Here is a 22,546-nt window from a genome sequence, read left to right on the forward strand (position 1 = left end):
ATGGGCAGGGACAGGGTGCCCCGGCTGAGGCTGGTCGTGGTCACGGACGATGACACGGGACCGAGGTCGTGCCGGGGGTGCGGTGGCCGGACCTGCCGTCTCGATCCGGTGGCCGTCGTCGGCGGCAACTGCGCCAGCCAGGCGGCCCTGTTCCTGGCGCAGGAGTCGCCCGCTGTCCATCTGCTGGCCCGCGGCGGAGATCTGGAACACAGCATGTCCCGTTATCTGATCGACCGGATCGCGCGGCACCCCCGGATCCAGGTGCGGCTGCATACCGAGGTGCGGCAGGTCACCGGCGAGGATCGCGTGGAATCCCTCGTCGCGGAAGACAACCGCACCCACGAGCGGGACGTGCTGGAGGCCGGGGCCTTGTTCATCTTCATCGGCGCGCGCCCCGCCACCGGCTGGCTCGCCGATGCCGTCGCCCTGGACCGTCGCGGTTTCATTCCGACCGGGCCGGACGCGGCCCAGGTGGCGGCGGCGGAGCTCTGGGAGCCCCCGGCTCGGGCCCCGCTCGCGCTGGAGACCGGCCTGCCGGGAGTCTTCGCCGTCGGCGACGTCCGCAGCGGCTCGGTCAAGCGGGTGGCTTCGGCGGTCGACGAGGGCGCCATGACGGTCCGCCTGGCCTATGAGCACCTGGAGGAGACAAGACCCCCCGTCGCTCGGTGAGCCTGGCCGGTCCGGCGCCGGCCGGTGGGGGCCATCGGTCCCTCCGGTCGGCGGGGCCAGCGTGTCACGCCTCGTCGCCGTCGCCCGGGGGAGGATCCTGGGGCCCGTGTGATGACCGAGGCAGTCGACCAGAGGGGTCCGAAGATGCGGGGATCGCCGCACGACGTCACGGTCGTAGCCCTCCTGGCGGATCCGGACGCGCCCACGGAAATCGCCCAGCGCATGGCCGAAGCGCTGCCCCGCCGGCTCGCCGGCAAGGCAGGACAGGGGCGACGGTTCGACGTCGTGGTGGTCAGCGAGCCTTTCACCGCGGAGGCCGAGGACCCCGCCGCGCTGATGCGCCGGATCCTCGACCGCCGACGGTCCGAGGACTGGGGCCTCGTCGTGGCTCTTACCGACCTTCCGCTGCACTTGCACAGGCGCAAGCTCATGATGGATCTGAGCCACGAACACGGCCTGGCGCTGCTGTCCCTTCCTTCACTGGGGGCCTTGCGGCTGCAGGCGAGAGCCCAGCGGGCCGTCGAAGAGGCCGTGCTCAGCCTGGTGGTCCCATCCGGTGCCGCAGCTGGGCGGGCTAGAGGAGGGCGGCTGCGGCCGAAGCCCTTCGCCGGCCGTCACGCCCCCGTCCATCGCGGCCCGGTCGATGAGCAGGAAGCCGCTGATCTCCGGTACGTGGTCAGCGGCCCGCGGGGATACCTGCGCGTGCTCGCGGGCATGGTCCGTGCCAACCGGCCGTGGCGTCTGGTGCCGGGCCTGTCGAAAGCGCTGGCGGCCGCACTCGCCACCGGAGCCATCGCCACCGTCAACGGCTTGCGGGGTGCGGGTGGGGCCGGCGCCCCGGCGGTGGGCGCCGGCGAGCCACACGACCCGGCCCACGATCGCACAACACTCCGGGGCTTCGCCGCGCCGTGTCGCTGGCTTGTCTGCCCTGACCTGCGTGGACCGGCAGTCGTTTGCTGACACTAGGCAAAGATCATCAGTAGCCTGGGGTCATGTCTGTCAACGTCCTCCTCTCGTTCACCGTGACCGGCCTCACCGACGAAGCGCAGGCGCGGGCTGTCGTGAGCACGCTCGCCGAACTCATGCGCGACGAGCGGATCGAGGACGAAGTGGGTCTGGGCTGGTCGCTTGAGGACGGGCGGTACTTCGTGACCGGCGAGACCGACTACCCGCTGTGCGTCAGCCGTTTCTACCGATGGCGCCCGGAGTTCGAAAGCTCCTTCCACCGCCGTGTGGTGGAGGTGGCCCCCGAAGCCGTGAAGGCCGTGGCATGGGGCTACCCCGACGAGGATGACTAGCAGATGCCTGGCACGATGCGGGCGACGTGCGATGTCAGGACGCCTCGTGACGCGCGGGTGGGGTGCCTGGTGCGAAGGCGATGATCGCGTCGGCGAGGGCGGCCGGAGCTTCCAGCGGGATCAGGTGACCCGTGTGGGGGATCACCGTGACGTCGGGTGCTGTGAGGTAGGGCACCAGGTGGGCGAGGAGTACGTCGACGGGTTCGACTCGGTCGTTCTCTCCGGCCACTACCAGGGCGGGGACCGTGATCCTGCGGGTGTGCTCCGTGATGTCCTCCGCGATGCCGTTCAGCGGCCACTCCGTGCGGGCGGCATCGGTGCCGGAGCGCGAGTCGGCCACAATCTGCGTTCTGATCGATTCGGGCAACGCGGTGGCGGTGAGAACGGTGTCCCGTGCGCCGGCGACGGACTCGTCGGAGTCGTAGGCGTGCGAGAGGCCTTCGCGGTACTCGGGAGTGATCTGTGCGGCGGGTCGCGCCGGGCCGGGGCCGACGAGGATCAGTGCGCGCAGGCCGGCGGGCCGGGTCGCCGCGATCAGCTGTGCGACCTTGCCGCCCATGGAGTGGCCGACGAGCACATAGTCGGTGATGCCCGCGTCGGCAATCTGGGCGAGCGTGTCGTCCGCGAGTTGGCGCAGCGTGTAGGGGCCGGACAGGCCGCGTGAGCGGCTCCATCCGCGGAAGTCGACGGTGAGGGCGCCGCGCCCGGCAAGGCGGTCGACCACCAGGTCCCAGGTGCGGGCGGAACCACCCCAATAGTGCAGGAACACCAGGGTCGGTCCGGTCCCCGGGCGGTGGTCGTAAGCGGGCAGCAGCGTCCGTTGTGTCGTGTCCATCGCAGCTCCTCAATGAGCGTTTCTCGGCGGATCCTCCGCGTCTTCAGTGAATCTCGAGGAGCCCGCCGGGGGCATTGGCATCTCTGGTCTCCCGATGGTGAAAACTGGACACATGACCGAGATCCGACAGATGGCGTACCAGCCCGCGGGGGGTGGTTCCGCCGCCGTGGAGATGATGACGTTCGACCGCCTGCGCGAGGTGAACGACGGCGGCACGCAACGCGCCGACTTTCAGGTCCTCGCCCTGATCGACGCCGGGCACGGATCTGTCACGGTGGATTTCCTGCGGCACCCGCTCAGGCGCCGGTCGGCGGTGTGGGTCGCCCCGGGCGCGGTGCACCGATGGGACGACATCGCCGGCGTGGACGGGCACATCGTGCTCTTCGTCCCGACCGCACCAGTCACCCGCGCCACCCGCGAGTGTGTCGCGCTCTCGGACCTGCTCACGCAGTGGAGCATTCCCGACACCGACTGGCCGTTTGTCGACGCCGCGCGCAACCACCTCCTCCTGGAGGCGTCCGCCCCATGCGCCGACCGGGCCGAGGAGCTGTCCGAGATCCTGCTCTCCGCGCTCATCGCCCGGCTCCGGCCACCGCATGGCGATGCGCGGTCGACGAATCCCACGTTTCGACGGTTCCAATCCAGCGTCGAGGCGCACTTTCGCGAACACCACGACGCCGGCTACTACGCCCGGGCTCTCGGCTACGCGCCACGCACCCTGTCCCGAGCAGTGCAGGAGGCCACCGGCCGCACGGCGAAGGCCTACCTCGTCGCTCGGATCGTCCTGGAGGCCCAACGGCTCCTCGCCCACGACCGCCTCAGTGCGGCCGCCTGTGCCGCCGCCCTCGGTTTCCCCGACGCGTCCAACTTCTCGGTGTTCTTCCAGAAGGCGACGGGCCTGCGCCCGGGCGCCTGGCAGGCAACGGTCACCGTTTGAAGGTCCCCGGCACCGCCCGGACGTGCCCTCGGGCCCGTCCGGGCGGCACTCGACCGGGCTCCACCGCGGAGCACCGGTGTCCCGGGCGTACGGCCTGACCACAGCGCTCAGGCCGCAGGCCGGTGCAGCGGTCGACACGCACGGGTTCACCCGAGACGGGACCTGGCCGCCCTGCCCATCACCAGGGCACGACGCCGGCGTCGTCGACGAACGTGCCGGTCGGGCCGCCGTCGGGCAAGGTCGCCAGCGTGATGGCGATCGCCGCGCCCTGCGCGGGGGTGCGCACGCCGCGGAAGCCGTTGAGGTCGGTCGCGACATAGCCGGGGCAGCCCATGTTGATCAGAATGTTCGTGCCGCTCAACTCCCGGGCGTACTGCAGGGTGACGGCGTTCAGCAGCGTCTTCGACGGCGCGTACGCCACAGCCACCGGACCCGTCGTCAGTTCCGCGGCGGTCCCGGACTGCCGGGTCAGAGAGCCGACACTGCTGGACATGTTCACGATCCGCGGTGAGGGCGAGCGGCGCAGCAGTGGCATCATCGCGTTGGTGACGCGGATGACGCCGAGCACGTTGGTCTCCATGACCGCCCGGAAGGTAGCGGGATCGACCTGGGTGGGCTCCTGCGGCATCTCGTCGGCGATGGCGGCGTTGTTGACGAGCACGTCGAGGCGGCCCGTCCGGTCTTCGATCAGTTGCGCGGCGGCGCTCACGCTCGCGTCGTCGGTCACGTCCAGCGGGACGCCGAACGCGTCGACGCCGGCTGCACGCAGCTGTTCCACCGCCTCCTTGCGTCGTCGGTCGTCGCGGGCGCCGACGCCCACACCCCAACCGAGGGCGCCCAGGCCCAGGGCAATCTCGTAGCCGATTCCCTTGTTCGCACCGGTGACCAGCGCAATGGTTCGTTCGCTCATGACGACCATGCTGCCCGCGGACCCTACTGGGGGTCCAAGACCGATCAGTGGGCGATCGATACCGGCCGGGTATGGATGCGGGGTAGCGTGGCGCCATGGAGACCCGGGAACTGCGGTATTTCGTCGCCGTCGCCGAAGAGCTGCACTTCGGCCGCGCAGCGCAGCGGCTCGGCATCGCACAGCCGCCCTTGTCGCGGGCCATCCAGCAGCTCGAACGCCGGCTGGGGGCAGCGCTGCTGGATCGGACCAGCCGCACGGTCACGCTGACCGAGGCCGGCTCCGTGCTGTTGGTCGAGGGCCGGGCGGCCCTGGCGGCGGTCGGCGCCGCCGAGCGGCGGACCCGCCGCGCCGCCCTGTCCGCGACCGGCCGGTCCGGCCTGGTCCTGGTGGCGAAGGCCAGTGCGTCGCGCGACCTGCTGGCGCACCTGCTCGCCGCGTACGCCGCCGAACCGGGCGCCGTCCCCGTCGAGGTCATCTTGTGCGGGCCGGCCGAGCAGGCACGATTCCTGCACGAGGGCCGGGCCGATGTGGCGCTTTTGCACCGGCCGTTCGACGCGACGGCCGAGTTCCACACCGAAGAACTCAGCACGGAGGGCCAGGTGGCGATCCTGCCGGTCGGGCATCCGCTCACGGCCCGGGACCATGTCCTGATGGCCGACATCACCGGACTGCCGGGCCTGCCGCTGCCGCGCTGGCCCGGCCCCGACGGCACCTGCCCGCCCGGCCCTGGCCCCCAAGTGCGCGACCACGCCCAACTGCTGCAGCTCGTCGCGCTCGGCCGGGCCTGCGCCGTCTCCCCTGCCTCGTGCCGAGCCGAACTGCACGCGGACCTCGCCGCCGTGCCCGTGCTGGACGCGCCGACCGTCACCACCGTCATCGCCTGGCCCCCGCACAGCCGGTCGCGAGCCGTGGCCGACCTGGTCCGCGCGGCGACCCGGCTCCCGTAGGCCCAGCCCGCCGGGCGGGGTTCGGCCGATCGCGGCCCCATGCACCGGCGCGGCCCTGTCACAGCGAGCCCGCGGCCCCCGGCGTAGCGGAACGGGACCGGGAATCCCGTGGATTCACGCGAAGTGGAGGTCGTTCTACGGGACTCGAGGATGGGTTGTCGTGCGAGTGGGTTCGGCCTTCGGCTGCGGGCGAACAGGCAACGGGTGGTGCGAACTGCCTGTGCCCGCGAACTGCCAGCGCGCCGACGCTTGGTCGGCGCCGCCGCAGGAGTCGAACCCCGGGGGTGGACGACCATTCTTGCGTGGGATGCCCGGGCCGCCTCGGGGGTTGGTCAGTTGGCGACCTGGCTGGGTGCCTCGGGCGCCTCGTCCTTGGGGTAGGCATCCGTGCGCACCGTCGCGACGTCCCCCCACGGCACCTCGTATCCCAGGTTGTCGACGAAGGCCACGTGCACCGGGCGATCCGTGCGCAGCGCGCGTCGCTCGATGCTGGGGCCCTCGGCCCGCGGCAGGTGTCGGTCCCCCCATTGCTGCAGGGCTCCGAGCACGACCTCGAGCTCGCGGCCTGCGTCGGTGAGGTGGTATTCGTAGCGGGTGCGGCTGCCGGGCTCGCGGTACGGCTCCTGGGACATCACGCCGTACTGCACGAGCGTCGTGAGCCGACGGCTCAGCACGTCGGCGGCCAGCCCGAGAGCGGTGCGGAAGTCGGCGAACCGCGTGGTCCCCGTCAGCGCCTCGCGCAGGATGAGGAAGGTCCAATTCTCGCCCAGTACCCCCAGACTCCTCGAGACGGAGCAGCTCGAGTCGTGCATCCATGATTGTCCCATGCATGCATCTTAGCTGAGTCGCGGGAAAGGATCCAGGAGATCCCAAGGCCGAATTTACATTATGGCCATCATGAAAAGAACTCGGCGCGTCGGCTCGGACACACCCCCGGGGGGCTTACTTCTTCCGGGGGTGCGGTGGGGTTGCCCGGAGTATCCGCCGCGCGCGGGGCAAGGGTGGGGCATTCCTGAGGCCGAAGGCCTTTCCGGTCGGCCGATAGGCCCCTCTTGGCATTCCGCGGGGCGCGACGATGCCCCTCGGTTCGAGCGTCGTGGGTGCGGCCGGCGCCTGTGCGGTCCGGAGGATCGACCCGGGGGCCGTGAGGTCGATGCGCCAGGCGTGCCGGGTGGTCCTGCGCCTCCCCGTGGCCCACCGCGCCCCTTCCTGGGGTTGTCCGAGGAAGCCCGGGTTCCGGGAGCGAGGCCGGCCGGCGTTCATGAACCCCTTTTCCGCTGGGCAGCGACTCGGGCGGCTGCCTCAAAGGCGCGGCAATGAACTGCATGGGGTCAGTCGGGGGTGCAACCCCCGTGGGCGATGGTGTCGAAGTGGTGACCGCAGCAGTTTCCGCGCGGTCCGATGCTATTCGCGGCACGGCGTCCCGGAGATGGGGTTTCTGCGTCTTCACGTCACCGGCGGAGTGGCCGCCACCCATTCCGCATCGGGGAGGCCGCCGCGCCCGCTCCGGATATGCCCCGGCAAGCCGTGTGTGCGACCGGGATTTCGCCGACGCCGCTGTGAAGTGGCGTGGGAACGGGCTGTACCGGCCGCCTTGGGGGGTCGGCGAGCGGTGAGCGGGGTGAAGGCGGTGCGGCGGCATCCTTGCGAGCCGATGGGGGTGTCGCGAAAGCTGAGTCGCCCGTGCCTACTCAGCCATGCTAGGTTGTTCAAACCAACACAGGAGTGAGAGATGGAGTTCGCCAGTGCGGACCGGGGCGCGACGCAGCGGTCCGGGACAGGGCCCCGGGTACGGACGCATCCGGACTCTGCCGTCCAGGGCGTGCCCGCTCTCGCGGTCAGGTTCGTCGCTCCGGCCGCGACCCACGCGATGCCGACAATGCGCTGCAACCAGTAGGGACAGGACCATGGCGACACCAGCAGCAACCGAAGCACGGCCGAAGCTGAGCGACGAGCAGTGGACCCGACTGCGGGCGTACGGCACACGGCAGGCCACCCAGGCGGGCGACGTGCTGTTCCACGCGGGCGAGCCGGACGGGCCGATGATCCTCATCGAGACGGGCGGGCTCGAGATCGTACGGCCGCACACCTCCGACGGGCAGGAGGCCGTCGTCGCCCGCTACGGAGCACGGGAGTTCAGCGGCGAACTGAACCTGCTCACCGAGCAGAGCACCTACCTCAGCGCCCGGGTGTCCCAGCCGGGCGTGGTCCACCGGCTGACGCCGCGGTCCTTCCGCCGGCTGATGGATGAGGATCCGGAGCTGTCCGACATCGTCCTGCGGGCGCTGCTCGCCCGGCGCGAGGACCTGCGCGCCAATGCCGCCGCCGGCAGCGTGGTCATCGTCGGCCACGACCTGTCGGCCGACGCCATGGCGCTGCGGACGTACGCGGCACGCCAGCGGCAACCGCACCTGTGGGTCGAGGCGGACACGCCGGCCGGGCAGACCCTGGCGCGGGTAGCCGGCGCCACCGCGGAGGACTTTCCGCTGGTCATCACGCCCACCGCGGCGCTGCGCCGGGCGACCCCGACGCACCTGGCCACGCACCTGGGCCTGTCCTACCAGCCGCTGCCCGGACAGACCCTGGACCTGGTGGTCATCGGCGGCGGACCGGCGGGGCTCGCCGCTGCCGTGTACGGGGCTTCGGAGGGTCTGAAGACGCTGGTCCTGGATGCGGTGGCGGCCGGCGGACAGGCCGCGGCCAGCTCCCGGATCGAGAACTACCTCGGTTTCACCTCCGGTATCAGCGGCGCGGACCTGACCGGCCGCGCGGTGGTGCAGGCACAGAAGTTCGGCGCCCGCATCGCCAGTCCCAGCGCGGTCGCCGCGCTGGACGCGACCGGCGACACGTTGCGGGTGCTGCTGCAGGACGGCACGCACATCAGCAGCCGCGCGGCCGTGATCGCCACCGGTGCCAGCTACCGGGCCCTGCCACTGGAGCGGTGGGCCGACTTCGAGGGCGCGGGCATCTACTACGCGGCCACCGAACTGGAGGCCCGCACCTGCGGCCCGCACGCGGTGACCGTGGTCGGCGGCGCCAACTCGGCCGGTCAGGCGGCGCTGTACCTCGCCGGGCGGGGCTGCAGCGTGCACTTGGTGGTGCGCGGCGCGGACCTCGGGGCGGGCATGTCCTCCTACCTCGCGGACCGCATCCTGGCCCACCCCGCGGTGACCGTGCGCACCTCCAGCGAGGTCACCGCACTGCACGGCACCGACCACCTCGAAGCGATCACCGTACGCGGCAACGCCAGAGGCGACGAGCACGGGACCGACCTGCCCTGCCGGGGCCTGTTCTGCTTCATCGGTGCGAGCCCCGCCACGGACTGGCTCAGCGGCCTGGCGACGGACGGCCACGGGTTCATCCTCACCGATGTCGCGATCGGCGACGCCGTGCTCGGCGCCGCGTGGGCTGAGCTGGGCCGCCGTCCGCTGCCGTTCGAGACCAGCGTGCCGCGCGTGTTCGCGGCCGGGGATGTGCGCGCGGGATCCATGAAGCGCGTCGCCGCGGCGGTCGGCGAGGGCGCCAGCGCGATCCGGTCGGTGCACATGTCCCTGAGCGCGGTGCCGGTCTGACGCGCCCGCCGTCGACGCGGCCGAGAGCAGCCGGCCCGCGCACGGCCGCACCCCGAGCATCCGCCACCTTCCACTTCCACCCAGAGGAAACGTCATGACTGCAACCGGACGCACCCCCGTCGTGTTCATCCACGGCCTGTGGCTGCACGCCTCCAGCTGGGGCCCCTGGCTGGACCTGTTCCGCGACGCGGGCTACGCGCCCCTCGCCCCGGGCTGGCCGGGTGAGCCGGACACCGTCCAGGAGGCACGACGCCATCCCGAAGTGGTGGCCGACACCGGCCTCCACGACGCCACCGAGCACTTCGGAAGGATCCTCGCGTCCGTCGACGGCAACGCCATCGTCATCGGGCACTCCTTCGGGGGACTGATCGCCCAGCAGCTGCTCGGTCAGGGACGGGCCGCCGCCGCGGTCGCCATCGACCCGGCCCAGATGAAGGGCGTCCTGCCGCTGCCGCTCGCGCAGATCCGCTCGGCGCTGCCCGCCCTGCGCAACCCCGCCAACCTGCACCGCTCGGTGTCCTTGACCCGGCAGGCCTTTCGCTACGGCTTCGGCAACGCCCTGCCGCAGGAGGAATCGGACCAGCTCTACGACACGTGGACGATCCCCGCCCCGGCCCGACCGGTCTTCCAGGCGGCCACCGCCAACTTCGCCCCGCGCTCCGCGGCGAAGGTCGACACCGGCAACGCTGCCCGCGGACCACTGCTGATCGTCTCCGGCACCCAGGACCACACCGTCCCGGACGTCACCACCCGCGCCACGTTCAAGCAGTACCGCCGCTCGCCCGCGGTGACCGAACTGCGGCAGTTCGAGAACCGCGGCCACTCCCTGACCGTCGACAGCGGCTGGCAGGAGATCGCCCAGGACGTTCTGCAGTGGCTCCGCGGACGCGGCCTGTGAACACGGTGGACCCAGCGCACCGCACCCGTGACGACCGCTGACAGGGAGACGACGATGACCAGCTCCTACGACACCATCACCACCCGCCTGGACGGCAGGGTTCTGTATGCCACCTTCAGCGCACCGCCGATCAACCTCATCGGCCCCGAGGTCGTCCGTGACCTGGTCCAGCTCCTGGACGACCTCACCCAGCCGGGAGCAGCCCGTGTCGTGGTCTTCGACAGCGCGGACCGGGACTTCTTCTTCCCGCACGTCGACATGACCAAAGTCCCCGAGTACACCGCGGAAGCCGCCAAAGGCGGCGGCCCGGGGGACGCCTCGTTGGGCATGCTGTTCCGCAAGCTCAGCCAGACATCCACGGTCACCCTCGTCAAGCTCCGCGGCCGGGCGCGCGGGGCCGGCAGCGAGTTCGCGCTCGCCTGCGACATGCGCTTTGCCTCCCGAGAGAACGCCGTCCTGGGCCAGCCCGAAGTGGGCATCGGCGCGCCTCCCGGCGCCGGCGCGGTCCAGCACCTGGCGCGGCTGCTGGGCCGGGGCCGGGCACTGGAGGCGATCTTGACCTCCGCCGACTTCGACGCGGAACTCGCCGAGCGCTACGGGTGGATCAACCGGGCCCTGCCCGACGCCGACCTGGACGCCTTCGTGGCGCAGACCGCCCACCGCATCGCTGCCTTCCCCCGCGACGCCCTGATCGCGGCCAAGGCCGCCGTCAACGCCATCACCCTGCCGGCACCGGACGCCGTGCGCGCCGACGCTGCCCTGTTCCAGCAACTGGTGCGCAGCGACAGTGTCCAGCAGCGGGCCGGTGACCTGTTCCAGCGCGGATTCCAGACCCGCGGACCGGTGGAGCTGGAGCTGGGCCAGGCGCTGGGCGACCTGAAAGCCGCCGATTGATGGCCCGAACCCCGTACCGCGATCGCGACCGGCACACCGACCCCGCCGGCGCCCGCGAGCGCCCGTTTCGACGGCCGCCGAGGGGTGCGGGGTGGCGCGGCGGCCCGGCCGCCACCTCGCGCACCACCGCGCCGGCGCACGCCGCCCCGGTGACCGCGATCCCTGCGCACACTCCGACCACCCGTTCTGCCAACCAAGCTTAGGGAACTCACCATGACTGCCACCGTCCTGCTGGTCCACGGCGCCTTCGCCGACGGCTCCGCCTGGAACAAGGTCATCGCCCACCTGCACGCCGCAGGGATCACGGCCCGGGCCGTACCCAACCCGCTGCGCGGCCTGAGCGCCGACGGCCAGTACGTCGCCTCCTCCGCCGCCCAGACCGAGACCGACGTCGTCCTGGTCGGCCACAGCTACGGCGGGCCCGTCATCACCTACGCCGGCAGCTCGGCCGACAACGTCAAGGCCCTGGTCCTCGTCGCCGCCTTCGGCCTGGACAAGGACGAAAACGCGCAGGACGCGCCGAGCGCCTACCCCGCGTCCGAACTCGCCGGCGCGCTGCAGCCCTGGAGCTACCCGGGCAGCGACCTTCCCGAGTTCACCATCCAGGCCGACCGGTACCGCTCGGTGTTCGCCGCCGACGTGAGCGACGACCAGGCCGCGGCGGGCGCCGCCAACCAGCGACCGGCCGCCGCGATCGCCTTCGGCGAGCCCCTGGCGGTCGAACCCGCCTGGAAGCGCCTGCCCACCTGGTGGGTCATCCCCGGCGCTGACAACGCCATCAACCCCGACTACCAGAAGGCGACCGCCGAACGGATCGGGGCCACGGCGACCGTCCTGGAAGGCGGCTCGCACTCCATCGCCGTCTCGCGCTCGCGCGAGGTCGCCGACGTGATCATCGAAGCCGTGCGCTCCCTGTCCTGAACCCCCGTGGCCGCGGCCGCGACCGGGGACACCGACACGTCAGCGATCGGCCAGGCGCTCCTTGGTCTCGGCCAGGATCCGGTCCGACAAAGCGGCGTCTGCGGCGTGGACCGCCCGGGACAGGACGACGGCACCGACCATGGCAGCCAGCAGCGGCAGGTCCAGCGGAGCGGCCTCGTCATCGGCCGGAAGCCCGCTCTCCACCGAGCCCAGCGCCCGGGCCATGTCCAGGACACCGGCCGCGAAAACGCCCTGCAACTGCGGCGAGCCCCGCCCGGCGTCGCCGGCGAGGGCGGCCAGAGTGCAGCCCTCCTGGGGCCGGTCGCGACGCTCGGCGGACAGGTAGGCGTCCAGGACACGTCGCAGTGCGGTGCGCTGCTCGGTCCGCGAGTCCTCGGCGGCGTCGGGTGGTTCGGCGGCTGACGCGCAGATGGCGGCCACGCTGCGGCGCACCCCGTCGGCACAGGCCTCTTCCGCCAGAACCTCCTTGGAGGTGAACTGACCGTAGAAGCCGCCGTGGGTCAGACCCGCGGAGCGCATGATGTCGGCGATCGACACGCCGTCGAGACCATGCACACGGAACAGTTCGGCCGCCGCGCCCACCACTCGTTCACGGTTGGCCGCCGCCTGCCGGCGCGAGACGCGCATCGCAACCTCCGGGGGCGAAGGACTGCCTGTCCGGACCTTCCAGGCCGCCTGCTTCGACCGCACAGAGGCTACAGGCGATCATCACCTCCCTCTAGGACAAATGGCATGCAAGCTGCGATTTATGGACCCGACGACCTCACCACGGCGAACAGCCCTCCGGCGAACGACCCTGACAAGGGAGCCACCATGAGCACACCTCCGTACCGCGCCGACCGCACCGCCCTGGTCCTGGTCGACCTCCTCAACGACTTCTTCGCAGACGACGGCAAGCTGAACGGGCACATCGCCCCGATGCTGAAGGCGACGGACCTCACCGCGCGGCTGGCCCACCTGATCGAGAAGTCCCGCCAAGCGGGCGTGACCCTCCTCTACTGCCCGCACGGGCTCGACGAGCACAGCTTCGACGACGTCACCTCCGTGCCCCCGGTCTTCCAGGCCGGCCTGGACAACCACGTGTTCTGGAAAGGCTCCTACGGCGGCGCCTTCTACGAGCCGCTCAAGCCGCAGCAAGGCGACATCGTCATCAGCCACCACCGGATGTTCGACTCCTTCACCGCGACCGACCTCGACCACCAGCTCCAGGCCCACGGCATCGAGCGCGTGGTCCTGGCCGGCCTGACCGCGCAGACCTGCGTCGAGGGCACCGGCCGACACGCGCTGGAGGCCGGATACCACGTCACCTACCTCACCGACGCCGTCGCAGACTTCACCGAGGCCGCCCAGCGGGCAGCCCTCGACGTCTCCTATCCGACCTTTGGTCACACGGTCACCACGATCGACGAGTTCATCGCCGCGATCGCCGCAGCGACGGCCTGAACACCCGGGCCCACCCGCACTGGCCGCTACCCGCAGAACAAGGCGCCGGCGGGCCGATCCAACGTGCCATAAATGGGCGGTATCTCTGCGAACTCTGTCGCCCGCATAAAAGACGGGTGCCGGACGGCGGGAAAGAGAAATGCGAACCAATAAGTTGCCCGAAAATACAGGACTTGCTAGGTTGGTTGGAACAACTCAGCTATCGCAGTAATTGACTGCTGCAGACACGAGAGGGAGAACGATGCTCGCCATCGGGACATCGCAGTGGCGCGGGGCCTTCCAGGACGGCGAGGGAACGATCTCGACCGCCACCGACACCCTGCCCAGCGCCGTCTACACGTTCGCCAGCCGATTCGAAGGCGCCCCCGGGGCGATCCCCGAGGAACTGCTCGCCGCGGGGCATGCAGGATGCTTCAACCACGCCCTGGCCAATATCTCGGGCCAGCACAACCTGCAGGTGGAATCCGCCCGCACCTCCGTCGAACTCACCATGGGAACCGACGATCACGGGCCGGCCATCACCAAAATCCACGTGACCACGGACGCGACAATCCCGGGCGCGACCGAGGAGAAATTCCAACACATCGCCGAAGGCGCACGGGCCCGGTGCTCGATCTCCAAGGCACTGTCCGTCCCGATCACCATGACCGCGACCCTTTCGAACTAGGGCCGCCTGCACCGGCACGAGCAGCACCCCTACACGCCGATTACCCAGAACAGCCGCACCAGGGAGCCACCATGCCTTTCGCCAACAACTACCAGCCCACGCACTTCACACTCACCGAGACCACCCCGGCACTGTGGCGAGTGACCTTCAACAACCCGCCCGTCAACGTCATCGGCCCGGACCTCATGCGCGACCTGAAGGAGCTGCTGGCCGAGCTGGAGAGCAACGACACCGTCAACGTGGTCGTCTTCGACAGCGCCAATCCGGAGTTCTTCCTGGCGCACTACGATCTGGCGGCCGACCCGGCGATCGCCGAAGCCCTCCCCGGCACCACCGGCTACGCCGCGTGGGTCGACATCCTCGTGCGCCTGAGCAAGGTGCCCGCGGTCACCATCAGCGCCATCCGGGGCATCGCCCGCGGCGCCGGCAGCGAGTTCGTCCTGGCCACCGACATCCGGTTCGCCAGCCTCGAGAAGGCCATCCTGGGGCAGATGGAGGTCGGCTTCACCGCGGTGGCCGGCGGCGGCGCCACCGCGCGCCTGGCCGGTCTGGTCGGCCGCGGCCGCACCTTCGAGATCATGCTCGGTGGTGAGGACTTCAACGGCGAACTGGCCGAGCGGTACGGCTACGTGAACCGGGCCATTCCCGACGCGTCGTTCGAGACCTTCGTCGACGCGTACGCCACGCGCGTCTCCCGGTGGGACCGCCGCGTCATCACCGACCTCAAGGGTTTCGTCAACGAGTTCACCCTCCCCGCCGACGAGGTGTTCCCCCGGCAGTCCGACGCCTTCTGGGCGGCCGCCGCCCGCCCGGAGTTCCAGTCCATCAACACGCAGCTGTTCGCCCGCGGGCTGCAACAGAACACCCACATCGAGCGCAACCTCGGCGCGGAGATGGGGCGTACCTTCCCCAAGGCCCCGTCCCCGTCCTGAGCGGCACCGCCGGCTCGGGACGGCAAGGGCCGCAGGCCCAGATCGTGCGGGGGCCGCCCACGGGTCCGGCGGATGCGGGCACGGCAGGACACTGATGCACGGTGCCGGTCGGCGACGTGAGCAAGCTTCGCACCGGCAAGACCGGGCAGGACGTGGAGCGGTACGCCCGTGGGCCACAGGGCCCACCCGGTTTCGCCGACGGGCACTGCACGAGACGTGCGGGCGGAAGGGGTAAGCCGCCCTGGCGCGGGCGGCCCGCGAACGCCATCTCGACTGGCGGTGTCGCCCGACTCGGCCGCGGTCCGCGCTCACCCGCCCGGTGCGGGCCGGCGGGGGTCACCGTCGCGTCCCTGGTGCCGACCGGGAGGTGCCGGGCGCCGGCTCCGCTTTTCGGCTCGGCCATGGGACGCCAAGCGGCCCTGCCCGTGCTGGTGTTCGGCCGATCCGCGATCAGCGCCTTCGCCGAGCCCGTGCACCGCACAACCACAGCCGTCCCGGCGGACGGGCACACCGGGGAGACGGGCAGCTGGGCTCCGACGAGGACGGCGTGGTGTCGGGAGTGACGACCTCGTACAGCGCCCTCCTACGGTCGTGCGTGCGGGGGCAGAGTGAGGATTTCGGCTCCGGTGTCGGTGATGGCGATGGTGTGCTCGCTGTGCGCGGTTCGGCAGCCGGTCGCGCTGCGCAGTGTCCACCCGTCGGTGTCGGTGACGAGGGTGGCCGTGTCCTGCATGACCCAGGGCTCCAGGGCGAGCAGCAGTCCGGGGCGCAGCTGGTATCCGCGGCCGGGCCGTCCGGTGTTCGCGATGTGGGGGTCCTGATGCATGGTCGAGCCGATGCCGTGGCCACCGAACTCGGTGTTGATCGGGTAGCCCGCCTCGCTGAGAACCGTGCCGATGGCGTGGGAGAGATCACCGATGCGTGCCCCCGGCTGGGCGGCGGCGATGCCGGCGGCCAGCGCCCGTTCGGTCGTCTCGATCATCGCAACGCTTTCCGCCGGCCGGGCGGTGCCCACCAGGAAGCTGATCGCGGCGTCGGCGGCCACCCCGCGCGTGGACACCGCGAGGTCGAGCGTCAGCAGATCCCCGTCCGCCAGAGCGTAGTTGTGAGGCCGCCCGTGGAGCACGCGGTCGTTGACGGCCGTGCAGATGTAGTGCCCGAACGGGCCGCGCCCGAAGGACGGCGCGTAGTCGACGTAGCAGGACTGTGCTCCCGCCTCGGTGATCATCTCTTTGGCCCACTGGTCGATGTCCAGCAGGTTCGTCCCGACCGTGCTGCGCTGCTTGAGTGTGTGCAGGATGTCTCCGACCAGAGCGCCGGTGCCCCGCGCCCGCTCGAGCCGCGCAGAGTTCAGGATCTCAATCATGGGGGGCCTCTCCCGTGTGTCCAATAACTATCACGGTCTAACTATACCGGTATGAGAATGGGGCCGTGGTCGGGTTGCCGCTCCCGGCCGCCGCATACCCGTCGACGTTCGCGAGGACCGCCGCAGCCGACGGCCGAGCCGGGGTATCGCCGTGCGCAGGGGTGCGTCGCCGGTCGGGGCGGGGGGCGCGCCGTGGCTCTGCCCGGGGGCCACCCGCAGTGCGCGGGCAACGGCCCGACAGTGTCGAGCGGGCCGACGGGACAGCGTCGGCCGGGTTGATGGGCTGGTCCCGCAGACGCAGGGAACAGCGAGGCGACACCCGAACGCGCAGAGCGGCCGCCGACCTGGCACAGCCACTCACCAGGCTGCTGCCGGCCCCACACGGGTCCGGATCGGCCTCGCCCATCATGGGCAGGAGGTCGCGGGGAGTGAGACGCAACGCACCGCGGTCAGCCGTTGGGGAGGATCACGGCGCGTCCGTTGATCTGCCCGGCGTGCAGCCGCTCGTAGGCCTTCGGCGCGTCATCCAACGCGTACGTCTCGACCTGTACGCCGATGGCGCCCGAGCGGGCCAGGTCCAGCACCTCGATCAGTTCGGCCCGGGTGCCCCAGTACGGAGCACGGACGGCAGCGTCGTAGGGGGTGACGCCGAAGCCGACGGAGGCTGCGCCACCGCCGATGCCGACGATGGTGACATCGGATTCCACGGCTGCGCAGGCCATGGCGGTGGCGACGGTGGGCGCGGCGCCCACGAAGTCGAACACGGCCTGGGCCCCCAGACCCTGCGTCAGCTCGCGGACCGTGTCGGCCGCGTGCTCGTCGGACAGCAGGGTCTCGTGCGCGCCGGACTTACGGGCCAGCGCCAGTTTCTCGTCGTTGACGTCCAAGGCGATCACCCTGGCCGGGCACAGCGCCCGCAGCAGCTGGATGGCGACATGGCCCAGGCCGCCCGTGCCGATGACCACGGCGGTACTGCCGGGGATCAGCTTGGGCAGCGACATTTTGATCGCGTGGTACGGGGTCAGCCCGGCGTCGGTCAGCGGCACGGCGGTCACGGGATCCAAGGCGCCCAACGGCACCAGGTGGCGCGGGTCGTCCACGATCATGTACTCCGCGATCGCGCCGGGCGCGCCGAGTCCGGGCGGGCGGATCCCGAGCTCTTCGGCGCGCAGGCAGTAGTTCTCCTTGCCCTGGGCGCACATCAAGCAGCCGCCACAGCCCCAGGGCCCGTACACGGCCACCGCGTCGCCGACGCTGAATCCGCTGACGCCCTCGCCCAGCACCGCGACGGTGCCGGCACCTTCATGGCCCAAGGTCAGCGGCAGCGGAAAGGGGAGCGCCTCGGCGGGCCAGCTCATGACGGCGATGTCCGAGTGGCACACTCCGGCGGCAGTGACCTTCAAGAGCACCTGGCCGGGACCGGGCTCGGGGCGGTCAATGCTGACCACTTCCGGAGCCGATCCGACGGAGCGGTACTGGACGGCCTTCATGACGGCCGGAATGGCGGACAACGACATCGGACTGCCCCTCTCCTTGCAGCTGCCTTCCATACTGCAAGCCGGGGCGGCAGGGCGCGATACCAACCGCTCTGCCCCAGATGAGCGGCCGGCCGCTCAGGGACCAGCAGGTCAGGCGCCGTCAGGGATGGCACTACTCGGACCGTCGCCGACGCCTGGCTCCGCGGAGCCAGGGAGGTGAGCAGGGGGTGGGGACACGCGCACCGTGCACGTCCGGCCCGGCACCGTTCCATCCTGTGCCAGTGCCCGGTGCCCAAGCATCCTTGGCGGGCCCGCCCCCGGCGCGGCGGGCCTGCGCCCGCCGGGCAGCCGCGGGCGGCCGCCCGCCCGGTCCTGCCTACCCACCTGACGCCGGCCGCCCGGTGCGAGGACCCACGGCCGGGTGGGGGTCCCGGGCGAGCCCGGGCGATCGAACTTATGATGGGCACGAACCGTGCGCGGGCGGCTTGCCGCGCCGCGCCGCTGGACCAGGCCACTCGGGGCGGGAGAGGTATGACAGAGGGCGCCGACACCGCGCGGACCGTGATCCTGACCGTGGACGACGATCCGGGAGTCTCCCGCGCCATCGCCCGCGACCTGCGGCGACGCTACGGAGCCGGGTACCGGATCGTGCGCGCCGAATCCGGCGAGTCCGCACTGGAGGCCCTGCGGGAGCTGAAGCTGCGGGGCGATCTGGTCGCGGTGATCCTCGCCGACTACCGCATGCCGCAGATGAACGGCATCGAGTTCCTCGAACAGGCCCTGGCCGTGTACCCGGGCGCGCGGCGGGTGCTGCTGACCGCGTACGCCGACACCAACGCGGCGATCGACGCCATCAACGTCGTCGACCTCGACCACTACCTCCTCAAGCCGTGGGACCCGCCGGAGGAGAAGCTCTACCCGGTCATCGACGACCTCCTGGCCGCCTGGCGCGCCAGCGACCACCGGCCCGTGCCCGCCACCAAGGTGATCGGCCACCGCTGGTCGGCCCGCTCCTCGGCCGTACGGGAGTTCCTGGCCCGCAACCAGGTGCCCTACCGCTGGTACTCCTCCGAGGAGCCGGAAGGGCAGCGGCTGCTGCAGGCGGCCGACGCCGACGGACAGCGGCTGCCCGTGGTCATCGCCCCGGGAGGCGGCGTCCTGGTCGAGCCGGACACCCCCGAGCTGGCCGCGCACGTGGGGCTCGCGACCACGCCCACCGCCGAGTTCTACGACCTCATCGTGATCGGCGGCGGGCCGGCCGGGCTCGGCTCGGCCCTGTACGGGGCCTCCGAAGGGCTGCGGACCGTGCTGGTCGAGCGGTCGGCGACCGGCGGGCAGGCCGGGCAGAGCTCCCGCATCGAGAACTACCTCGGCTTCCCCGACGGCGTCTCGGGCGCCCAGCTCACCGACCGGGCCCGCCGCCAGGCCGGCCGGTTCGGCGCCGAGATCCTCACCGCCCGCGAAGTCACGGGGCTGGAGGCCAACGGCGCGGCGCGCGTGGTCCGCTTCTCCGACGGCTCGGCGATCGCCGCGCACAGCGTCATCCTGGCCACCGGCGTCTCCTACCGGCAGCTGCAGGCCACGGGCTGCGAGGACCTGACCGGCTGCGGGGTGTACTACGGCTCCTCGCTCACCGAGGCCGCCTCCTGTCTGGGGCAGGACGTGTACATCGTGGGCGGGGCCAACTCCGCCGGGCAGGCGGCGATGTACCTGGCGCGGGGCGCGAAGTCCGTGACGCTGCTGGTGCGCGGGGACTCCCTGACCGCCTCCATGTCGTACTACCTGATCCAGCAGATCGAGGACGCGCCGAACATCACGGTGCGCACCCGCACCGTGGTCGAGGCGGCGCACGGCGACGGGCACCTGGAGCAGCTCACGCTGCGGGACGTGGACACCGGCGTGAGCGAACTCGTCGACACCCAGTGGATGTTCGTCTTCATCGGCGCGGCCCCGCTCACCGACTGGCTGGACGGTGAGGTGCTGCGCGACGACCACGGGTTCATCCTGGCCGGGCCGGACCTCACCGCGGACGGCACGCCGCCGGCCGAGTGGGCGCTGGACCGGCCGCCCTACCACCTGGAGACCAACGTGCCCGGCGTGTTCGTGGCGGGCGACGCGCGCGCCCGGTCGGCCAAGCGCGTCGCGTCCGCCGTCGGAGAGGGAGCCATGGCCGTCATGCTCGTCCACCGCTACCTGGAGCAGTCATGAGCGGGCGGGTCCTGCCCTGCAGCCCGCAGGAGATCGCCTCGCTGTTCCTGTTCGAGAAGCTCTCCCCGGAGCAGCTGGGCCGGCTGTGCGCCGAGGGGCGCGTGGAGCGGTTCGACGCCGGTCCCGTCTACGCCGAGGGCGCCCCGGCGAGCTGCTTCTACGTCATGATCGAGGGCACCGTCGTGCTGTCGCGCCGGGTCGGCGGCGACGACGTGGAGGTGGGCCGGACCTCGCAGCGCGGGGTGTACGCGGGGGCGATGCAGGCCTATCTGGGCGACCAGGTGCCCCAGGTGTACAACAACTCGATGCGGGTGACGGAGTCGACGCGGTTCTTCGTGCTGCCCGCGCAGTCGTTCGCCGACATCATGCAGGAGTGGTTCCCGATGGCCGCCCACCTGCTGGAGGGACTGTTCTTCGGTTCGCGCAGCACCCAGCAGGTCATCGGCCAGCGCGAACGGCTGCTGGCGCTGGGCTCGTTGTCCGCCGGGCTCACCCACGAGCTCAACAACCCGGCCGCCGCGGCGGTCCGGGCCACCGCGACGCTGCGCGAACGGGTCGGCAAGATGCGGCACAAGCTGGCCGTCATCACCCAGGGCCCCTACTCCCGCGAGGCGCTCGCCGAACTCATCGAGATCCAGGAGCGCACCGCCGAACTGGTCGCCAAGGCACCGGTGCTCAGCCCCATGGAGGCGTCCGACCGGGAGGACGAACTCACCGACTGGCTGGAGGACCACGGCATCGCGGAGGGTTGGCGGATCGCACCCGTCTTCGTCCAGGCCGGCCTGGACACGGACTGGCTGGACCATGTCGCGGCGATCGTGGCCGACGACGTCCTGCCGGGGGCCATCGGCTGGCTCAGCTACACGGTGGAGACCGAGCTGTTGATGGACGAGATCGACGACTCCACCACCCGCATCTCGCACCTCGTGGACGCCGCCAAGCAGTACTCGCAGCTCGACCGCGCCGCGCACCGGGTCGTCGACGTCCACGAACTCCTCGACAGCACCCTGCTGATGCTCTCCGGCAAGATCGGCCGCGGGATCCGGGTGGTCAAGGAGTACGACCGCTCGGTGCCGGACGTGCCCGCGTACCCGGCGGAGCTCAACCAGGTGTGGACCAACCTCATCGACAACGCCGTCTTCGCCATCGGGAGCACGGGCGGCGAGGGCACGCTCACCGTCCGCACAGCCCGGGTGGGGGACCGGTTGCTGGTGGAGTTCCGGGACACCGGGCCCGGCATCCCGGCGGACATCCGCAGCCGCATCTTCGACCCCTTCTTCACCACCAAACCGGTCGGCGAGGGCACCGGGCTCGGCCTGGACATCTCCTGGCGGATCGTCGTCAGCAAGCACCACGGCAGCCTCCAGGTCGAATCCGTCCCCGGAGACACCCGCTTCCAGGTCCTGCTGCCGCTGACCGCCCCGGTGACCGACACCGCACCGGACACCGAACCGCCCGCCGCATCGGACACCGCGCCGGGAACCCCGACCCCTGAGGAGTCGTCATGAGTGCCATCGACGGAGTCGACCCGAGCACCGCGCCCAGCGGCCCCGGCTGTGCGGACTGCGAAGCGGCCGGCGGCTGGTGGTTCCACCTGCGCCGCTGCGCCCAGTGCGGGCACATCGGCTGCTGCGACTCCTCGCCCGGCCAGCACGCCACCGCCCACTGGAAGACCTCCGGCCATCCGGTGGTGCAGAGCTACGAACCAGGCGAGGACTGGTTCTGGGACTACGCCGCCGACGCACTGTACGAGACCGGCCCCGCGCTGACCCCGCCGTCCGGGCACCCGGCGGACCAGCCGGTCCCGGGCCCGGCCGGCCGCGTCCCGCAGGACTGGACGCGCCAGCTCCACTCCTGAACAGGCGGCCCCGCGCGGGTCCCGGCGCGGGCTCTACCGGATGCCCGTGCCGGCCTGTCGAACCCCGCGCGGCGGCAGCGGCACGCAGTCAGGCCGTCGGCGCGAAGGTGATGGTGTGCTCGCGTCCGGACCGGCCCGGACCGATGCTCTGATAGAGGTCGGCGAGGTGGCGGCGGTTGGCTTCGACCTGTTCGTGGTCGAGCCAGTACCGGGCCGGGGGCTCGCCCCACGCCACGGTGTAGCACCGGTGGGTGTAGTCGCCGGGCCGGTAGTCGGTGTGCTCCTGGTCGGTCTGGTGGATGATGGTGACCGCGTGGCAGTCCGCGATGCGGTGCAGGAGCTGGGGCTGCGCGAGCATCGCGTGCGTCATCTCGTCGACCGGGACGGCGATGGCGATCTCCGCCGCCTGCTCGTCCTCGGTCAGCGCGTAGACGGCGGCCTTGAGCGCCAGGGCCCGCAGGGCTTCGGTGAACAGCCGCGGGGCATCGTCCTCCAGCTTCCAGTGGGAGATGACGGGGAAGCCGGTGAAGCACTGCCTCGCGTCGGCGCCCGTCAGGCTCGCCTGGTGGAAGGCGGAGAACTCGGTGTCGTCCTCCAGACGCTGGAGGATGTTCACGGCGAGGTCAGCCACCAGGTGGGGGTGGGGCAGAACGGTCGGGGTGGGCATGGTCGTGCCTTTCTGGGTGGTGTTC

The 22,546-nt window shown here is 71.3% G+C and carries 22 protein-coding genes; 15 read left to right on the forward strand and 7 right to left on the reverse strand.

Going from position 1 to position 22,546, the window contains the following annotated elements; translation table 11 throughout:
- The first annotated feature begins 108 nt into the window (after positions 1 to 108).
- The 3 genes from ABZ721_RS15055 (at position 109) to ABZ721_RS15065 (ending at position 1,967) form a co-directional block, all read left to right on the forward strand.
- Positions 109 to 669 (forward strand): NAD(P)/FAD-dependent oxidoreductase, encoded by a 561-nt coding sequence (locus tag ABZ721_RS15055; protein WP_358789045.1) that lies wholly within the window; start codon positions 109 to 111, stop codon positions 667 to 669.
- Between the two features lie 111 nt (positions 670 to 780).
- Positions 781 to 1,629, forward strand: coding sequence for a hypothetical protein (locus ABZ721_RS15060; RefSeq protein ID WP_358789046.1), 849 nt, complete (start codon positions 781 to 783; stop codon positions 1,627 to 1,629).
- Between the two features lie 32 nt (positions 1,630 to 1,661).
- The gene (locus ABZ721_RS15065) at positions 1,662 to 1,967 is read left to right on the forward strand and encodes a hypothetical protein (RefSeq protein ID WP_358789047.1); all 306 of its coding nucleotides are present in this window, start codon (positions 1,662 to 1,664) and stop codon (positions 1,965 to 1,967) included.
- 34 nt (positions 1,968 to 2,001) lie between these two features.
- Here ABZ721_RS15065 and ABZ721_RS15070 read toward each other — a convergent pair whose 3' ends face one another.
- The gene (locus ABZ721_RS15070) at positions 2,002 to 2,802 is read right to left on the reverse strand and encodes an alpha/beta hydrolase (RefSeq protein ID WP_358789048.1); all 801 of its coding nucleotides are present in this window, start codon (positions 2,800 to 2,802) and stop codon (positions 2,002 to 2,004) included.
- Between the two features lie 46 nt (positions 2,803 to 2,848).
- Here ABZ721_RS15070 and ABZ721_RS15075 point away from each other — a divergent pair, with 46 nt between their 5' ends.
- Positions 2,849 to 3,739 (forward strand): helix-turn-helix transcriptional regulator, encoded by an 891-nt coding sequence (locus ABZ721_RS15075; RefSeq protein WP_358789049.1) that lies wholly within the window; start codon positions 2,849 to 2,851, stop codon positions 3,737 to 3,739.
- Between the two features lie 178 nt (positions 3,740 to 3,917).
- Here ABZ721_RS15075 and ABZ721_RS15080 read toward each other — a convergent pair whose 3' ends face one another.
- A complete protein-coding gene (locus tag ABZ721_RS15080) occupies positions 3,918 to 4,649 on the reverse strand; it encodes an SDR family oxidoreductase (protein WP_358789087.1) in 732 nt (243 codons plus the stop codon).
- Between the two features lie 95 nt (positions 4,650 to 4,744).
- On the opposite strand from ABZ721_RS15080, the gene ABZ721_RS15085 reads away from it, so the two are divergent.
- Complete coding sequence (locus tag ABZ721_RS15085) at positions 4,745 to 5,596, forward strand: LysR family transcriptional regulator (protein ID WP_358789050.1); 852 nt, start codon at positions 4,745 to 4,747, stop codon at positions 5,594 to 5,596.
- A 332-nt stretch (positions 5,597 to 5,928) separates the two neighbouring features.
- On the opposite strand, the gene ABZ721_RS15090 is transcribed toward ABZ721_RS15085, so the two are convergent.
- Positions 5,929 to 6,423, reverse strand: a complete 495-nt coding sequence (locus tag ABZ721_RS15090) for a helix-turn-helix domain-containing protein (protein WP_358789051.1) — start codon at positions 6,421 to 6,423, stop codon at positions 5,929 to 5,931.
- Between the two features lie 1,080 nt (positions 6,424 to 7,503).
- Here ABZ721_RS15090 and ABZ721_RS15095 point away from each other — a divergent pair.
- The 4 genes from ABZ721_RS15095 (at position 7,504) to ABZ721_RS15110 (ending at position 11,881) form a co-directional block, all read left to right on the forward strand.
- The gene (locus ABZ721_RS15095; protein WP_358789052.1) at positions 7,504 to 9,168 is read left to right on the forward strand and encodes an FAD-dependent oxidoreductase; all 1,665 of its coding nucleotides are present in this window, start codon (positions 7,504 to 7,506) and stop codon (positions 9,166 to 9,168) included.
- Between the two features lie 94 nt (positions 9,169 to 9,262).
- Positions 9,263 to 10,066, forward strand: coding sequence for an alpha/beta hydrolase (locus ABZ721_RS15100; RefSeq protein WP_358789053.1), 804 nt, complete (start codon positions 9,263 to 9,265; stop codon positions 10,064 to 10,066).
- A gap of 54 nt (positions 10,067 to 10,120) precedes the next feature.
- Complete coding sequence (locus ABZ721_RS15105) at positions 10,121 to 10,960, forward strand: enoyl-CoA hydratase/isomerase family protein (RefSeq protein ID WP_358789054.1); 840 nt, start codon at positions 10,121 to 10,123, stop codon at positions 10,958 to 10,960.
- 213 nt (positions 10,961 to 11,173) lie between these two features.
- The gene (locus ABZ721_RS15110; RefSeq protein WP_358789055.1) at positions 11,174 to 11,881 is read left to right on the forward strand and encodes an alpha/beta hydrolase; all 708 of its coding nucleotides are present in this window, start codon (positions 11,174 to 11,176) and stop codon (positions 11,879 to 11,881) included.
- A gap of 39 nt (positions 11,882 to 11,920) precedes the next feature.
- Here the strand turns inward: ABZ721_RS15110 and ABZ721_RS15115 are convergent, their stop codons facing one another.
- Positions 11,921 to 12,529 (reverse strand): helix-turn-helix domain-containing protein, encoded by a 609-nt coding sequence (locus tag ABZ721_RS15115; protein ID WP_358789056.1) that lies wholly within the window; start codon positions 12,527 to 12,529, stop codon positions 11,921 to 11,923.
- 186 nt (positions 12,530 to 12,715) lie between these two features.
- On the opposite strand from ABZ721_RS15115, the gene ABZ721_RS15120 reads away from it, so the two are divergent.
- The 3 genes from ABZ721_RS15120 (at position 12,716) to ABZ721_RS15130 (ending at position 14,944) form a co-directional block, all read left to right on the forward strand.
- Positions 12,716 to 13,345, forward strand: a complete 630-nt coding sequence (locus tag ABZ721_RS15120; protein WP_358789057.1) for a cysteine hydrolase — start codon at positions 12,716 to 12,718, stop codon at positions 13,343 to 13,345.
- A 241-nt stretch (positions 13,346 to 13,586) separates the two neighbouring features.
- Positions 13,587 to 14,012: an OsmC family peroxiredoxin gene (locus ABZ721_RS15125; protein ID WP_358789058.1), complete on the forward strand. Its 426-nt coding sequence runs from the start codon at positions 13,587 to 13,589 to the stop codon at positions 14,010 to 14,012.
- Between the two features lie 71 nt (positions 14,013 to 14,083).
- Positions 14,084 to 14,944: an enoyl-CoA hydratase/isomerase family protein gene (locus tag ABZ721_RS15130; RefSeq protein WP_358789059.1), complete on the forward strand. Its 861-nt coding sequence runs from the start codon at positions 14,084 to 14,086 to the stop codon at positions 14,942 to 14,944.
- Positions 14,945 to 15,527: 583 nt separating this feature from the next.
- On the opposite strand, the gene map is transcribed toward ABZ721_RS15130, so the two are convergent.
- Together map and ABZ721_RS15140 are read right to left on the reverse strand one after the other, a co-directional pair.
- The gene (gene map, locus ABZ721_RS15135) at positions 15,528 to 16,310 is read right to left on the reverse strand and encodes a type I methionyl aminopeptidase (RefSeq protein ID WP_358789060.1); all 783 of its coding nucleotides are present in this window, start codon (positions 16,308 to 16,310) and stop codon (positions 15,528 to 15,530) included.
- Between the two features lie 449 nt (positions 16,311 to 16,759).
- Positions 16,760 to 17,800 carry an NAD(P)-dependent alcohol dehydrogenase gene (locus ABZ721_RS15140; RefSeq protein ID WP_358789088.1) on the reverse strand — a complete coding sequence of 347 codons (1,041 nt, stop codon included), beginning with the start codon at positions 17,798 to 17,800 and terminating at the stop codon, positions 16,760 to 16,762.
- A 519-nt stretch (positions 17,801 to 18,319) separates the two neighbouring features.
- Between ABZ721_RS15140 and ABZ721_RS15145 the strand changes: the two genes are divergently transcribed.
- From ABZ721_RS15145 to ABZ721_RS15155, 3 genes are read left to right on the forward strand one after another with little or no spacing between them, the layout of a single operon-like run.
- Positions 18,320 to 19,996 carry an FAD-dependent oxidoreductase gene (locus ABZ721_RS15145; RefSeq protein ID WP_358789061.1) on the forward strand — a complete coding sequence of 559 codons (1,677 nt, stop codon included), beginning with the start codon at positions 18,320 to 18,322 and terminating at the stop codon, positions 19,994 to 19,996.
- On the forward strand, positions 19,993 to 21,504 hold the full coding sequence (locus ABZ721_RS15150) for an ATP-binding protein (protein WP_358789062.1): 1,512 nt from the start codon (positions 19,993 to 19,995) through the stop codon (positions 21,502 to 21,504). The genes ABZ721_RS15145 and ABZ721_RS15150 overlap by 4 nt, the downstream gene beginning before the upstream one ends.
- On the forward strand, positions 21,501 to 21,854 hold the full coding sequence (locus tag ABZ721_RS15155; RefSeq protein WP_358789063.1) for a UBP-type zinc finger domain-containing protein: 354 nt from the start codon (positions 21,501 to 21,503) through the stop codon (positions 21,852 to 21,854). Before ABZ721_RS15150 ends, ABZ721_RS15155 begins: the two co-directional genes overlap by 4 nt.
- Before the next feature lie 88 nt (positions 21,855 to 21,942).
- Here ABZ721_RS15155 and ABZ721_RS15160 read toward each other — a convergent pair whose 3' ends face one another.
- Entirely contained in the window at positions 21,943 to 22,521 is a 579-nt protein-coding gene (locus tag ABZ721_RS15160; RefSeq protein WP_358789089.1) for a hypothetical protein, read from the reverse strand.
- Positions 22,522 to 22,546 lie beyond the last annotated feature (25 nt).

The sequence above is a fragment of the Streptomyces sp. NPDC006733 genome (genome assembly GCF_040636125.1).
In the GTDB taxonomy this organism is placed as follows: Bacteria; Actinomycetota; Actinomycetes; order Streptomycetales; family Streptomycetaceae; genus Actinacidiphila.